Annotated in this window: 12 protein-coding genes; 7 read left to right on the top strand and 5 right to left on the bottom strand. The window is 36.7% G+C overall.

All coding sequences use genetic code 11. From position 1 onward, the window contains the following. The first annotated feature begins 387 nt into the window (after window positions 1–387). On the top strand, window positions 388–3,111 hold the full coding sequence (locus VKJ25_RS16740; RefSeq protein ID WP_324237776.1) for a TIGR02921 family PEP-CTERM protein: 2,724 nt from the start codon (window positions 388–390) through the stop codon (window positions 3,109–3,111). 796 nt (window positions 3,112–3,907) lie between these two features. On the opposite strand, the gene VKJ25_RS16735 is transcribed toward VKJ25_RS16740, so the two are convergent. Beyond that, entirely contained in the window at window positions 3,908–4,066 is a 159-nt protein-coding gene (locus tag VKJ25_RS16735; RefSeq protein ID WP_324237775.1) for a hypothetical protein, read from the bottom strand. Between the two features lie 394 nt (window positions 4,067–4,460). On the opposite strand from VKJ25_RS16735, the gene VKJ25_RS16730 reads away from it, so the two are divergent. After that, window positions 4,461–5,378, top strand: coding sequence for an Rpn family recombination-promoting nuclease/putative transposase (locus VKJ25_RS16730; protein ID WP_324237774.1), 918 nt, complete (start codon window positions 4,461–4,463; stop codon window positions 5,376–5,378). Window positions 5,379–5,964: 586 nt separating this feature from the next. Here the strand turns inward: VKJ25_RS16730 and VKJ25_RS16725 are convergent. After that, the gene (locus tag VKJ25_RS16725) at window positions 5,965–6,489 is read right to left on the bottom strand and encodes a DUF1499 domain-containing protein (protein ID WP_324237773.1); all 525 of its coding nucleotides are present in this window, start codon (window positions 6,487–6,489) and stop codon (window positions 5,965–5,967) included. A gap of 571 nt (window positions 6,490–7,060) precedes the next feature. Here VKJ25_RS16725 and VKJ25_RS16720 point away from each other — a divergent pair. Next, window positions 7,061–10,024, top strand: a complete 2,964-nt coding sequence (locus VKJ25_RS16720; protein WP_324237772.1) for an insulinase family protein — start codon at window positions 7,061–7,063, stop codon at window positions 10,022–10,024. A gap of 475 nt (window positions 10,025–10,499) precedes the next feature. Here the strand turns inward: VKJ25_RS16720 and VKJ25_RS16715 are convergent, their stop codons facing one another. Then, window positions 10,500–10,709 carry a hypothetical protein gene (locus VKJ25_RS16715; protein WP_324237771.1) on the bottom strand — a complete coding sequence of 70 codons (210 nt, stop codon included), beginning with the start codon at window positions 10,707–10,709 and terminating at the stop codon, window positions 10,500–10,502. A gap of 28 nt (window positions 10,710–10,737) precedes the next feature. Here VKJ25_RS16715 and VKJ25_RS16710 point away from each other — a divergent pair, with 28 nt between their 5' ends. The 4 genes from VKJ25_RS16710 to VKJ25_RS16695 all read left to right on the top strand — a co-directional run bounded on the left by VKJ25_RS16710 (window position 10,738) and on the right by VKJ25_RS16695 (window position 12,297). After that, window positions 10,738–10,908, top strand: a complete 171-nt coding sequence (locus VKJ25_RS16710) for a hypothetical protein (protein WP_324237770.1) — start codon at window positions 10,738–10,740, stop codon at window positions 10,906–10,908. A gap of 1 nt (window position 10,909) precedes the next feature. Further along, window positions 10,910–11,413: an RpnC/YadD family protein gene (locus VKJ25_RS16705; protein WP_324237769.1), complete on the top strand. Its 504-nt coding sequence runs from the start codon at window positions 10,910–10,912 to the stop codon at window positions 11,411–11,413. Window positions 11,414–11,585: 172 nt separating this feature from the next. Continuing rightward, window positions 11,586–11,843: a hypothetical protein gene (locus VKJ25_RS16700; RefSeq protein ID WP_324237768.1), complete on the top strand. Its 258-nt coding sequence runs from the start codon at window positions 11,586–11,588 to the stop codon at window positions 11,841–11,843. Further along, complete coding sequence (locus VKJ25_RS16695; protein WP_324237767.1) at window positions 11,791–12,297, top strand: hypothetical protein; 507 nt, start codon at window positions 11,791–11,793, stop codon at window positions 12,295–12,297. Before VKJ25_RS16700 ends, VKJ25_RS16695 begins: the two co-directional genes overlap by 53 nt. Window positions 12,298–12,691: 394 nt before the next feature. Here the strand turns inward: VKJ25_RS16695 and VKJ25_RS16690 are convergent, their stop codons facing one another. Continuing rightward, entirely contained in the window at window positions 12,692–14,353 is a 1,662-nt protein-coding gene (locus VKJ25_RS16690) for a SulP family inorganic anion transporter (protein ID WP_324237766.1), read from the bottom strand. Between the two features lie 224 nt (window positions 14,354–14,577). Beyond that, entirely contained in the window at window positions 14,578–15,810 is a 1,233-nt protein-coding gene (locus VKJ25_RS16685; protein WP_324237765.1) for a hypothetical protein, read from the bottom strand. Window positions 15,811–16,270: the final 460 nt, after the last annotated feature.

Below are 16,270 nucleotides of genomic sequence, written 5' to 3'. Positions count from 1 at the left end.
GTAAATCTTAGAATAAGTATTATTTTTCTAGTTCAAAAGTTTCCATGAGAGCGAGTTTATGTAAATCTTAGAATAAGTATTATTTTTCTAGTTCAAAAGTTTCCATGAGAGCAAGTTTATGTAAATCTTAGAATAAGTATTATTTTTCTAGTTCAAAAGTTTCCATGAGAGGGAGTTTATGTAAATCTTAGAATAAGTATTATTTTTCTAGTTCAAAAGTTTCCATGAGAGCGAGTTTATATAAATCTTAGAATAAGTATTAAAATTCTAGATAAAACCCGCCCCTACTATTACACTATAATTTTGATTATTTACAGCCAAGATGCCTGTGTTACATTTGATTATTCACAGGCAAGATGTCTGTTTGAAAAACGAATCTTATAATTAATGAAAAATAAATATTTTTGCATCTATTACGGTATATTTTGGATTTGGAATATCGCATTTTTAGGATTTGTCTATTTCTGGATATTACCAACTTTTGGATATTCTCTAATTGAGGATACATTTTCTGGTTTAATCCCCAGTCAATTTTTGATTACTTTTATCGGCATAATCGCAATTCCCACTTTTTCTACTATTTTTGGAGGCTGGCGTTTTCGGAAACAACCTTTAGAATTAATTCGATTATTTTATGGTGTCGAAGCTCCTTTATTTTTACTATGTTTATTGCGTTTATTTGTGCTACGAGAACTTACTCCAGCTAGCTCTTTAATTTTCGGTACAATATTAGTTAGTATTATCGCATTTGCTCTAGAACTTTTCTATGGTTATGCTCATCAAAATCCCTTCATAGCATGGTTACAATTATTTGCTCATATTTTCATGTTTTTGACTGGTTTATATCTGGGAATCTTACTCCTATTTTATGCTCTGCCATTCCCCATAATTTTGTTACGAGAATTTTTCTCTTTTGACTGGGTTCAAACAATTATTTATCAAATAAATAATCATCCTCTGGGTATATTTTCCATCCTTTTATCTTTATTCTTATTTATAATCGCAGGAACCTTGTTTGTATTTATGCCTTCAGCAATGGCGACTTTATACGTTCATTCTGGGCAAAAAATCTTGAGAATGTTTGCTTTTCAATATGGGCATAAACGGACATTTCAAGGAACTATTGGTTTAATGACTGCTTGGATGATTCTGTTAGTTTCATTTAACCAACAACCTCAAGTTGTAACTTTTCAAATGTTAGATTTACCAATTAGAGATGAGAGCGATCGCCAAGAACTTTTAGCTAATTCAGATTTAATTAAAAATGGATTGGTTAATGCCTATTTATCCTCATATCGTTATTTAGGTACCGCTGCCGAAAATAATCAAATTCGGATGATGTACAAAAATACACTTGGTTTGCCCGAACCTATTAATCAAACATTACAAAATTGCTTTAATAATCTCATTTCTCCATTCTTATATCAAGGTGACGATAAAGATCAAGAAAAAGCAGCAAAACTCTATAGAGAATTTTTCGATACTCCTATTCAAAAAGGAGAACAAAAAGCTATTCTCAAAGCCATTAAATCTACAGCAAATCTAGATGAATTTCAAGCTGGATTATTAAATATTGGGCAACAAAAAGTCTGGCTGAAAAACCAAGAAATTACAGTTGCCGAAAATGGAGATTGGGCAAATATAGAACTATATGAAATTTATGAAAATCAAACCTTTCAACCTCAAGAAATTATCTATTATTTTACCCTCCCAAAAAGTGCAGTTATTACAGGTATTTGGTTAGGTGATACTGACAACCGCGCCTCCCGTTTTCCCTTTCAAGTTTCTCCCCATGGAGCAGCACAAAAAGTTTATAACTCTCAAGTCAGAAGAGAACGCCCAGTCGAGCCCGCTATCATCGAAAAAGTCGGACCTAGACAATATCGTTTGCGAGTATTTCCCATACCCCCAAAACTAACAGCAACACAACCCCAAAATAACCCAGAGCAACCAACACAAATGCACCTGTGGTTAACCTATCAAACCATGGCAGAAAATTATACCTTTGCCTTACCACAGTTGATAGAAAAACACAATATATTTTGGAATCGCAAAACTAAACGAATATACAACGGTAAATCTGTCAGAAGTGATGGAGAAACATGGTTGCCACCCAGTCTTACCGCTGTCAACGATATCACTCCCCAACCACATCAGGTAAATTTTCCCAATGGATATCAGATTTCAGCTCAACCTTTGGAAACACCAGAAACATTTTTGCCAGAAAGTCAACGGTTTGCCATAGTTATCGATACTTCCTATAGCATAAAAGCAAAAACCTGGCAACTGCAACGGAATATTGACTGGTTAGTGAAAAATGGTTTGGGAGACCTGAGTTTTGCTAATAGTGATGCTGACATATATCTGACTAATGCGCTTTTTCCACCCGAACGCTTTGATGATATTAGTCAGTTTGATGCTAAGAAAGTTCCATATTTCCGGAGACTCTCCTATCCAGAAATGCTGAAACAGTTTCTCCAGTTACGGGGGGATACTCCCTACAGTCGGGTAATATTAGTGACAGATGAAAGTGGTTACGAACTTTCAGATGGTAGTCAACAAATGCCGAAATTATCTATTCCCGTGTGGTTCTTGCATTTGGGGGGGATGCCACCTGCTTATGATGATGCCACTTTAAAATTTATTCAACAAAGTGGGGGTGGTGTGGCGACTAAGTTGAGTGAGATATTCCCAGAAATAACGGCAAAATCAAAGTTGGGAAAATCCGTTATTAGTGTAGCAGACGGGTATGCTTGGTTTATGGAAAGAAAATTTCTGGAGGCAAAAAAAGATGATAGTTTTGCTCCTATAGCAGCTCAACAGTTGGTTTTGGGTTTGACAACTGTGGATGGTATGCAGGCGATCGCTAATACCTACAATATAGTTACTCCCTATTCTTCCATGATAGTTTTGGTTAATGATGAACAACGGGAAGCTTTTAAAGGTGGGGAAGTAGGGGGAGATGGTTTTCAGCGTCAAGTTGAGGATGGTAAGGGGGTGTTGACGGAGCCGAATAATTTGTGGGATAATGTCAGTTTACCCGAACCTGGTATGTTGTTGGGGGTAGGTGCGATGGGATTTTTGTTGATTTATTTTGTGTGGAAAAAATAGGGAATAGGGAGTAAATGTCTTGTTTCTATAATTAGAGTATAAACCCCAAGAGTCATCTGAAAGATGACTTCAACTATTAGCCAAGGATTTTAATCTTTGGCGAGCCATCTTTGTCATCTACCCAGAAATAAATTCCCGGACTGCATACCATAAGTCCTGATCATAAAAATCGCTAGAAGTAGGAGAATATAACTAGGCAAAATACTTGTTTGAAATTAATCGCTATTTTAAATTAAGAGCCATCTTTATCATCCGCTAAGAAACAAATTTCTGGGCTGCATCGCAGTTGAAAACTTCCCAAAAGCGATCGCTCTATAATTAATAGGACTTACGCAAAGGCACTATAATAGAGTATTCGTGCGTTGTGCGTTGTGCGCTTTTCATGTCGCGCAGCGTTTCGGCGCTTGAGCCGACATATAAAGCGGAGCTTTGCGGAACGCAAAACGCACCCTACCAATAGCGTTCGTGCTTAAGCCCTAATTAAATTATTTTTATAACTAATAAAATCAAAAGAGCGATCGGCTGATAATGGATAATGAAAGAGTCCAGTAGTGGACTGTCTCATCTAAAAATGTGCATGAGGGAATCAGGATCCGTAGGGGCGGGTTACGGTTCCCGAAAAATCACAAGTGAGTTAACGAGTTTTCCAAGTAAATTAGATAAACCCGCCCCATAAGATATTAGCTGCGTCTCAGGGGCGGGTTTATGTAAATCCTAGAAAGAGATGAAAATTTCTGCTCAAACTCGCCCCTACCCCATGGACCATTTAAGATGAAACAGTCCACTGCTGGCTGGCTCAGTCATTTTCAGTTAGCTCAACCGCAGCATTGAGAATATCGTCCTCAGTTACCAAAGAATCTAACCATTCCCGATCTAACTGCGGTTTAATTTTGTCTATAGCTTCATGGTACTGACTTTCCAAAATTGCCTGGGGCGAGAATATTAGCCATCTCAACTTTTTCTGCACCCGAAACAACGTTACTGTTTAACCAGACAGCAGGTGGCAGCAGGGAGCAAAATTCGATCACTAATTTAGCAATTTGAGAAAGAGACAAATTCTCTTGATTTGGATAAAACATCAATTTGTTTTAAAGTTTTATTATCGAGATTAATTGGTAGAGTTTCCATTTTAACATTATTTATTTTAATAATTTCCAGATTAAAATTACGGCAATTTTGCAGTTAGTGAGGTACAAACTTTCACTACTTTTTGTAACACAACCTTCCAGGTTGTTATAGCCGGCGAAGGCTGAACTGCAAATAACTGTACCTCACCATCCTCATTCATTGCTGTAAATTATAACCTATAGTCTATCATAAATCATATAAGTTCTAGGAAATATATAATCATGAAATTTATCAGTCCCAAAACCGACTTTGCCTTTAAAAAAATCTTTGGTTCTGTTCACAGTCAAAAAATCCTCATTAGCTTTCTCAATGCCATAGTTTATAACAATCAAAATGTTATTCAATCCCTCAAAATCATTAACCCCTATAACCCTGGAGTTACTAACACTATGAAAGACACTTATTTTGATATTAAAGCACTTTTAGATAATGGTTATACCATCGTTATTAAAATGCAAATATTGAAGGTAGATGATTTTGAAAAACCAGAAATTTATAACTTAGCTAAAGCTTATGGAAATCAATTAGATGCAATACAAGATTATACAATGTTCCCACCTTTTATAGTTTTAACCATCACCGATTTTGTTTTATTTGAGCATATTGATAAAATGATTACTAAATTCAGACTTAAAGAACAGACAGAATTGTTAGATTATGAAGATGAATTAAGGTTAATATTTGTAGAATTACCCAAATTTAAAAAAGAATTATTAGAATTAGAAACCCTCAGCGATAAATGGATATATTTTATTAAATCGGCTCCAAATTTAGAAGTAATACCAAAATCATTGGCAGAAGTCTCAGAAATAGAAGCAGCATTAAAGATAGCAAATCGACCCAACTTAAACAATAAAGAATCAGAGAAAGTAGAGCCACAAGAAAAGTTGATGAGAGATAAACAAGGACAAATTAGTTTCCCCAGAAACGAAGGGATAGAAATGGGAAGGGAAGAAGGAATTGGTATTGGAGTAGTGAAACAAATCTTACGTCAAGTTCGCCGAAAATTTGGAGAAATACCTCCAGAAATTGAGACTCAGATTAAGCAATTATCTTTGGAAAAATTAGATATTTTAGGTGAAGAAATTTTTGATTTAGCAACAATACCAGACTTAGAAAAATGGATAATTGATAATTGATAATGAAAAAGTCCAGTAGTGGAGTGTTTCATCTAAAATGGTGCAATAGGTAGGGGCGGGTTTGAGCAGAAATTTTCATCTCTTTCTAGGATTTACATAAACCCGCCCCTGAGAAGCGGTTCATATCATAGGGGGTTTATGTGAGAAATCCATGAAAACTCGTTAACTCACTTGTAAAACCCGCCCCTACGGTGTCTTCCTAATCCACCATTTAAGGTGAAACAGTCCAGTAGGGTGCGTTAGCGCACTTTTTAACACACCAATAACATCAAAAAAGGTGCGTTACCCTCCATTTTGTTCCGCTAACACACCCTAATAAACTGTTCTATTTGAACAAAATTAAGGTCTTTAAAATTGTTACAGGACTTACGGAAAGGTACTATCTATAGAGTCAAAAAACTATGTCACCATAGTTGTGAGCGCTATATGTAGCGTCACTGCGTAAGTCCTATGTTATTTTAAAATCGGCAAAATTTGAGCTTGTCCAGAAACCCGGTTTTTTCAAAAAACCGGGTTTCTTAGTAGGTTTTTGTATTATAAAGTTGCGATAAGTTGAAACCAACTAAAATCTCTATTTATTCATTCACTAAACACTTTTCAATTCATTAAACTTTTCCCGAATAGTTTCGACTCGCTCCCTATTAACACCCAAATCTGACTCTCCCAAACGAGAAGCAGAACGGACTTGAATCGCATTAGCATCCCGATCCACATAAAATTCTACATCATCCACATAACCCATAATTTTACTGGTAAACTCTGCATACAAATAATCCTCATCTTCCTTAACAATATTAGTTCGAGGTATAGATACAATTATTTCTTTCAGGTTAGCGATCGCCTTTTCCGGTTCAGAATCATAGCTCAAAGAAACAATACCATGTTGTGCATCCTGACTGTAACTACTAACACAGTTTGGACTACTAGGACAAGGTGCAAGTCGTCCAGAATATACACCCAAATTATCAGGTCTCGTGCCAGCAAATAGAGTGAGTTTACCATTAGTACCAATATTAATTCCTACCACAATAGCAACTACTACTAATAAAATAATCGTAATATTAAACATTATTTGCAAAAGGTTAGAAGATTTTTTTTCTGTTGTTTCCATGGTTTATTTCAGAAATAGTTTTATTTAGATAACCAGATATTATTCTATACCTGGACTTTGGGAAAAAAGTAAAATATATTTACCTCTATAGCAATCATATTTTACATGACTTACGCACGGGCAACGTATTTCTGTCATTGCGTTTTCGGGGCTTGAGCCGAAATGTTTGGGTAGCAGTCCCTATAAGATAACGCTACGCGACATGAAAAGCGCAGCGCAAGCGAAAGCGTTTCGCTCCGCGACATGGAAAGGGCAGCATGACCTCATGAAAGCAATCTCAAGCCAAGAAAATTGCGTTCCTCATGACTTTAGTCCTGCCTATTTTATTTGTCTATAAAAATGTTACCGCTTTTCGGGAATGGGTATGGAGGCAATGGGCAATAGGCAAGAGCTTGGGAGTTTATTTCTAGTTTTTGAATTGTTACAACCTATGTACGGATTGCTTTATCCTAAAATTATTCTATCTTCCCACACTTCGCACTTTTCTGCCGTACCTGACTAGGTGAGTAAACCGAATATTAGAAATAGTCTAAACTAAGAATAAGTCAAAAAAATAGTAATTCATTTTTTTATGCCCATATTAACCGAAAGAACCTTAGAAGTTGGACAACAACTAGAAGGCTTTGAAGTAAAAGCCATTACTGACCTAAAGCAACAGCAGATGGTCGCCTATCAACTAGAACATCTGAAAACAGGTGCTAAACTCTTACATCTTTATTCAGAGGATGCCGAAAATCTATTTTCAATTAGTTTTCCTACCCCGCCTCCAAATAGTACGGGAATACCCCACATCCTAGAACACTCGGTATTAGCAGGTTCAAAAAAATATCCTGTAAAGGAACCATTTTTTGAAATGCTAAAAATGAGTCCAGCAACCTTCATTAATGCTATGACTGGTCCTGACTGCACTTACTATCCAGTCTCCAGTAAAGTCAAACAAGACTTATTTAATTTGGCAGAAGTATATTTTGATGCTGTATTTCATCCACTGCTGACTGAAAATACTTTTAAACGAGAAGGACATCACTTAGCTCCTGCTGACCCCGAAAACCCTACAGGGAAATTAAAATTTACTGGGGTAGTTTACAACGAAATGAGTGGCGCTTTTTCTGACCCCGAACAAAGGTTAGAGAGTATTGCTAATCAAATTCTATTTCCTGATAATATTTACGGTCTGGAGTCCGGAGGCGATCCGAAAAATATTCCCGAACTGACTTACGAAGACTTCCGTGAGTTTCATGCTAACTATTATCATCCTAGTAATGCTCACTTTGTTTTCTATGGCAATATTCCCACTCCCGAATATCTGAACTTTTTAGCTGGAAAGTTAGATGTTTTTGAAAGACGGGAACCCAATATTAATATTAATCCTCAATCTCGCTGGAGTGAACCTCAGTTCAAAGAAGAACCTTATCCTGTTAGTGCAGCAGACGAAACCACAGAGAAAACTTATATACTGCTGAAATGGTTAGTAGGAGATAGCACCAACTCTGAGGAATGGGTAGCTTGGGATATTCTCAGTCGCATTTTATTAGGAAATGAAGCAGCTCCCTTGAAAAAAGCGATCATTGAATCCCAAATCGGTAAAGACTTACTACGTTCTGGAAATGATTCTGTGGGTAAGGAAGCTACTTTCGTTTTGGGTATTCAAGGCAGTGAACCGGATCAAGGTGAAGCATTTACTCAGTTAGTTATCAATACCCTAAAAATAATTGCTGACGGGGAAATTGAACCTAGTATGGTTGAAGGAGCATTCCAACAGGCAATTTATCAACATCAAGAAGTTGCTCGGATGTATCCTTTGCGGATGTTGTTCCGAGTGATGCAAACTTGGATTTATGATAGCGATCCATTAGCATTTTTACAGATTAGCGATCGCCTCGCTGAATGTAAACAGCGTTATGCGGAAAACCCCAACTATTTCAACGATTTAATTCGGGAAAAATTACTCGACAACCCCCACCGTTTGACTTTGGTATTAAAACCAGACCAAGAATGGCAAGCTAACTATGACCAAGCGGTAGTCGAACAAGTAGAACAAGTTCGTTCTCAACTAACTCCAGAACAATTAGAGCAGATAGCGAAGGAAGCAGAAGAATTACAACTAGAGTCAGGAACTCCCAATGCTCCCGAAGCAGTAGCTAAACTGCCTCAACTACAAGTTAGCGATCTACCCGAAAAACCAGAACATATTCCCACTGATGTCGAAGAAATTGATGGTGGAGTCACACTATTACGGAATCATGTATTGACAAATGGGGTAAATTATTTACAACTAGATTTCAGTTTGCGGGGGTTGCCTGAAGAGTTGTGGTTGTATGTATCTGTTTATATAGATGCACTCCGGAAATTAGGTGCAGGGGAAATGAACTACGAACAGGTTGCTCGTGGTATTACTGCTTATACTGGAGGAATTGGTTTTCAATCTCAGTTGCGCACTTATGCTCAAGACGCTTATCGTCCTGTGTACGGACTCCGCGTTACCATGAAAACTCTAGATGAACAGATTGAACCTGCATTAGAACTATTGCGCAATATAATTTTTGCTGTCAACCCTCGCGATACTGCTCGACTACGGGAGGTGATGACTCAATCTCTAGCTCAATCTAGTTCTGATTTGATTTACAATGGTATGTATACAGCTATGTCGCGAGCTGGTGCTGGTATGACAAAAGAAGCTAGTCTTAGTGAGATTGTTAATGGTTTACCTCAACTAGAGTTGTTGAATAAAGTCTGCGCTCGCTTTGATGAGCATGGGGCAAATTTGATGACTCAGATTGAAACTATCCGAGATTTTATTGCTAATCAACCATTGACTGCTAGCTTCACTGGTTCAGATGGTGCTTATGAGGTAGTCAAGAAAACTCTTTCCGAATGGGGTAGTCAGCAACAACAACAAGAAGGAGATATTTTTGGTAGTCGCTTTGAACCAATTTACAATATCCGGGAAGGTTTAGCTGGTCCAGTACAGGTAGCTTATTGTGTTCAGATGATGCCAGCACCTCATTTCAGTGATGAAAGATCGCCACTTTTAAAGTTGGGCGCTCATTTATTAGGTTTGGGTTATCTATTCACAGAAATTCGTTTGAAGGGTAATGCTTACGGTGCAGGATGTCGTTATAGTGGTTTAGGAAAGACTGTTTCTTTGTATTCCTATCGCGACCCCCATGTTACTCGGACTCTGGATGTATTTGCTGGTATCATAGATTATCTCAAGAATTTAGATTGGACTCAGACTGATGTTGACCGCGCCATTATTGCGACAACTCAAGATGATTCTCCAGTTTTGCGTCCAGAGGTGGCAACAAGTTTAGCTTTGGAACGTTATTTGACAGCGCAAACTGCTGAGTTGAGAGAAGAACGTTATGAGCGATCGCTGAAAGCTACAGTTGCGGATGTGAAGCAAACTTTATTGGATGTATTCACTGCGGGGATGGAACGTAACAATGTTTGCGTTATGTCTTCTCGCGAAAAATTGGCAGCAGCAAATGGGGAAATGGAAGCAGAACCATTGAAAATTTCTGATATTATGTAATATCATGTTCGGTTGAATAGTTAAACTTCAGAGGAACACCAGAGGAAATCCCCCCTACCCACCCCCTTTTGAAAGGGGGGAAGCAGAAGGAAATATTGGTCTAAAGCGATAAAAGTCTTTGATCACTTATTATGCGGACATGAAATAATATCAACCCGAAGCGAACAAGAATCTGAAGCGAAAAATCGCACTGGTAGAAACCGGGTTGATTAGCGCTAACAACAATAGAGCAATCAACCCGGTTTTTTGTTGGGAATAAATCTATGACAGCGCTTTTCATTTGAGACAAAGTAGGGGAGAATGGCATTCGCCCTTATATAGCAATCAGGAATGAGATGTGAGAAAAAGCTGTAGGGGTTTGGTCTCCAAATCCCTTAGCACTTGGGGAAAGGAGACCAAACCCCTAGGGTATTATTTTTTGAATGTATTTCATTGACTTGAAGACTGCTATATGATAATTTTTAACAAACAGAAATTATTCAACTTCATCAATGACAAAAAAAGTTGATATTAGTAGTAAACGAATAATTGGAATTTCTCCTACTCGTTGGGTGGAATGGGTGACATAAATTACCAATGTTACTGTCAAAGAAATAGCATCTTCAGACTTCCAATGGTTAAGTCGAGAAGGAGATGTTTTAGTAACTGCTTCAACACCAGAACATGGAGAATTTTTGGTTCTCAATGAAATCCAATTAAGATACGATGCAAAAATGCCACGTCGGATGCGTGCTTATGCAGGATTGGCAGAAGAAAAGTACCAAAAACCAGTTTATCCTGTGTTAATCAACATTCTCCAACCAAGCGAAAAAACAGAAATAGTCAATTGTTATGAATCAGAATTTCTCAATCTGAAGGCGTATCAAGACTACCCTTGTTATTAACTTGTGGGAAGTAGAAGCAGAAGCAGTTTTTCAACAACCTCTACCTTCTCTACTGCCTTTTGTTCCAATTCTGAAAGGAGGAGGAGAAGAAGGAACTGTGAGAAAAGCATTGCAACTTTTACGGGAGGATGAACAACTCTTAGAATTAGAAAATTTACTAGCATTTTTTGCTACATTTGTATTAAAGACAGAAGTAATACAACAAATAATGAGGTGGGATATGGCAGTATTACAACAATCTCCTTGGTATCAACAAATATTACAAGAGGGTATTGAAATTGGTCAACAACGGGGTGAACAACGAGGCATTGAAATTGGTCAACAACAAGGAATACTTTCCGGAATAGAACTAGGATTAGAATTGAAATTTGGCCAATCAGGAAAAGAGATATTTTCCGAAATTAATAATCTGGAAAATATTCAGCTTTTAGAAACAATTCTTTCCTCTCTCAAAACTGTAGAAACTATTGAACAATTACGGCAAATTTATCAGTCAGATTCCTAATAAACAATAATTTATTCTGGAAAGAGCTTAGTTACTGGTGTTGATAATTATAAGGTGATTTTCTTCTAAGGGTAACGCTCTTAGTCAGATATTCGCGGCTATCGCTTTGGATAGCCTCGAAATTTTCATCTCTTGATTTACTAAAACCAAAACTTCAACATTAGGTGCAGTTATGACTACTCAACAAAATCCAAATAATCAAAACACTCAGGGCAATCAATCCAATAATTTATTGCACAGATTTATTCAGCCTCTCCTTAGAAATAGGATGCTGATTTTGGCTGCTACTCTTGGTGGTATTATGAGTAATATGATAGGATTAGTTGTTGATTTCGTACAATTTAAAGCACTTATAAGTCCAAAGACTACCGAGGATTATGAATCAAGGTGGATTTTGGTCAAAATCACAGGACATTCAGTGGCATCTTAATGATTCCGCTGAACAAGAAGGAACAAATGAGCTTATAAGTTTTTTTGGTAATAGGTTAAAAGGATTATCTAAACTAACTCCCATGATTTATACAGATCGTCAACCTACAGATGCAGGGCTAAATAGCGGTGCATCTCAAGCCAAAGATTTTAGTGTTTTGAAAAATGTAGATTATGTAGGCCAGATTGCTGGCGATGCTGGAAATAATCAATACAAAAGAAATTCTCAAACGCTGCAAGCACGAATCGTTCAGGCATATGAAAATAAAGAACCTGTTTGTCTTCGTGTTCACGGTAAACGGGATAATGATAGATCTCAATTCTTCAATATTGTGCAATTTACAACAGTAGAACAACAATATCAAGATAAATATAATGATCTTAAAAGAGAAAACAATTCACAGGATAGATTAGTTGAATTAACTAAGCTTGCTTGCCCTAATCAGACAAATTAGAGGAATTAACTAGGGTTTGCTGATTTATCGGGAACCGTAAAAGTTTTTTTTTGACAACGCAGGGAGTAGGGAGTAGGGAGTAGTTAAGAGTTGGGATTTAAGGGAGTTGTAGAAAAAGTGGTTATTCATAATCCTACCTTAGTTTTTCTCTGATCATTACCCAGTTTAGGCTGACTTTTTCTGCTCCATCAGGCCATAAGCTAGTACTTTTACGGTACGGTTCCCGAGAAATCGGTGAGAAATCAGCACCTAAAATTGTTCAAACCTTTATCTCTAAATGTTTTTATCTTTAATCAGCTAGCCCTAATTCATACTTATACAGAAACCGGGCAATAAACCCGGTTTCTTGATTAGTTTGCCTAAGTCCTGTAAATTTTCACATCAACACTTTCTATCATTTTGATAAAGCAATGTTGCCATCCAAAACAATAAGTGCTTTCTCCAAAGCTTCCATCCTGGTCGCTACCTGGTTTCGTTGAGGTAAAAAATTCCAGATATCTAACTTCCCTAGTCTGACTTTAACTGAACCAGATGCCCCAATTAGAAAAACTTCACGATGTTTTTGACGTGCTTCTTTCATCATATTCTCCAGAGCTAGAGATGCAGTAATCCCAAGATAAGAAACATCACTGAGATCGAGAATCAGAACATCATATTTGTCTACCATCCCCATTTGTCCAGAGATAGCTTTGGCAGCTCCAAAACTCATTGGTCCAGACAAATGTAGCAACAGGAGGCGACCTCCAGCTTTCTCAAGAAGTTCTTTTTCTTCATCGCTTAAAGGAGCTTCATCATGGGGTTCAACTATAGACTTCACCTCATCAATTTGCATATCGCTGAGGCGTTGGACAGTTAAAAGGTTAGAAATGAATACACCAATAGCGACCGCAGTAATCAAATCGACAAAGACAGTTAGCAAAAGTACACTGTACATAATACCAGTAGCTTTGAGCGATAACTTATGCGCTCGCTTGAGAAATCCCCAATCAATAATATCAATACCGACTTTGAGTAATATTCCTGCTAAAATAGCTTGGGGAATCACTTCGGTGAATTTTGCAGCCCACAATAAAATGAATAGTAAAATAATTGAATGAGTAATCCCTGATAGGGGTGTTCTACCACCAGCATGAACATTGATTACAGTCCGCATCGTTGCTCCCGCTCCTGGTAGTCCTCCAAACATCCCCGACACTAAATTTCCAATTCCTTGACCAATTAATTCGCGATCAGAGTCGTGATTAGTATGAGTAATATTGTCAGCAACTAAAGAAGTAAGCAAAGAGTCTATTGCTCCTAAAATTCCTAGCATCAAACCATTCACCAGCATTGTTTTCATCTGCTCTAAGGAAAATACTGGTAAATGCGGTGTTGGCAAACCAGTGGGAATTTCTCCAATAAGATTACTCTCTGGTACTGGTAGAAAAAATATTGAAACTAGAGTTCCTATTAGTAATGCTAACAGTGGAGATGGAACGAATGCAGTTATTCTGCGTGGTGCCAAGAAAAGAATTATCAGTGTGATGATTCCTAGAGTAGTTACATCAGGATTTAGATTGTTAATGAAATATGGAATTTTGCTAACTGATTCAATTACATTAGCAGTACCAGGATGACCAAAAAATGGACCGATTTGAATGAAGATAATTATGACCCCAATTCCAGACATAAATCCTGAGATTACAGCGTAGGGCATGAGAACAATATATTTTCCCAGTTTCAGGATTCCAAAAAGTATCTGGAATATTCCCCCAAGCATAACTACAGTAAATGCCATCTCCAAACCTGAATCTGGGTTCTCAGCTATTAAACTGCTAAAGACAGCTGTCATAATGACGGTCATTGGACCTGTTGGACCACTGATTTGCGAGGGTGTCCCACCACACAGAGCGGCAAAAAAACCAACGAAGATGGCACCGTAAAGACCAGCTATTGCACCAGCTCCAGAGGATACCCCGAAGGCTAAGGCTAAAGGCAGTGCGACAATGGCGGCGGTTATTCCGCCTAGTAAGTCACCCCGCAGGTTCTGAAAATGTAACCTGTTAACAATTTGCATAAGTTTTTTTTGTCTACATTAAGGTTAATTTATACCAATTCCCATGCATTAGTGCTATACTTGGGCAATACTTCAGTTATTAACTAATTAGCACAATCCGAATCACTTTTTTGCCAATTTGAGCTAAGTTAATGTTAATTATTCTTATGTTTACTTCTCCCCTACTCCCCTACTCCCCTACTCCCTTGATGAATTAAATCTAGAAAAGTTTTTGGGAAATGGCATTAGAGGCAACAGAGCCTATTTCTGCCGAAGTTAGTTGTTAAAGCAACATTGAGAATCTCCATACACTTAACTAACCACCATACTTTACCAGAATTAAACCCTTGATAATGGTTAAATAAAATGGAAAATTTTTCTTCTAAATTAGGTCTGGCTTGACGACAAAATAGTACGATTTTTAACAAAATACCAATAACTTTTATCGGCCCTAGATTATTAATTAAGTCATAAAAAACAAAATGTTTGGGTTGTTCTAAACTCTCTACAACCATAAAATTTAATAAGTCTCTACAAGTATCTAACATTAGAGAATCATTGGGTTGATGACTGTTATTTTGAGAAAAGGTATTTTTCAATTTATAATATAGTTTACGATTGAATTTACTTTTGCCATAACCACAGTTAATTGTATCAGTTAAGTATTCATATAAACCATCTTTAAAACTGCGATAGGAGTAAGTTAAGTCACAATAGGAACGAAATATTTCTGATTGGTTTCGCAATGTTTGACCACCATTAATTTTGCCAGTGAAATATTGGATAGTATAATTTAATTCTTTGTCTCCTATGAGTGTAGGATTTTTGACATAATTGTTTTTTCTAGACAATTTTTGATAAATAATATATTTACATAAATCTAATTCATATTTTTGTTGCTGTTTTTGTCGAATTTTTATAATTTCTTTTCTTTCTTTATCAGTATTGTTCTCATTATTAATACTATTTTCATATAGGTATGGGTAGCGATTAATTAATTTGACCAGGGTCTGCTCTTTAACTTTTGTATTTTCTTCAACTTGTTTGGTTAATATTCGAGCCAAACGTTGTAAGGCAAAATATTGTTCAGTTCTACTAAAACTACTGCTCAAACAACGTATACGTTGAGAAGTCCAGCAAGTAGCGTAGCGATTTGCTTTCTCTTGGAAGAGATTTACTAAGTCTGGAATTGATTTTTGTAGTCTGGGGTTTTGTAACCAATAATTAATTAAAATATAGCAACTTCTATTAATAATATTATGAAAATCTTCTGGTTCAGGTTCCATGTCAATAATTGCTTCCATTGCCTGCCATATTTCTGGGATAAAGTCTTCAGAAGCATCAATAAAAATAGCTTTAAAATCATCAATCAAATTTTCAGGTTCTTGGTTCCGAACTAAATATTGTAAATAGTCATAAAGTATCTGTTCTTTTTGGGTGGATTGATAATTATTTTGGGTTAATAAATAGTTTGACATTTGTTGTAACTTTTAGATTTAATCAGCAAACCCTAAATAAGTAGTCGTGCAAAATCAATTTCCTAGTTGAGATAGGGAATACTTAACTGGGAACAGGTAAGGGAAAACAGAGAATCAACAAAATGTGTAATTAGGGTTTGCTTATGCGCTTACAAAGCTGAGTTGATTTCTCTGATTATTGTCTCTCAAACCACCAAATTTCTTCAATAAACCGGATTTCTGTGTAAGTCCTTTATGATTGAAAACATCTTAAATAAGAGCAGTTTCACTCAAATCTTCGAGATGATTGTAGTAAATTTTAACTACTCTAAAACATTATTTATTTTTATACTGACAATATTTAAAACTAATAAATACTCAAAACAGGAAAAAGTTGAGCTAGTGTAGATTGCTTACTGGAAAAACTGTTTGTGCAGAAAAGATTCAGGCCACTAGACTGCTTAATATTAGTGAGTTACGA

Source organism: Okeania sp. (assembly GCF_035285525.1).
GTDB lineage: Bacteria > Cyanobacteriota > Cyanobacteriia > Cyanobacteriales > Microcoleaceae > Trichodesmium.
This window is presented reverse-complemented; position numbering and strand designations above follow the sequence as displayed.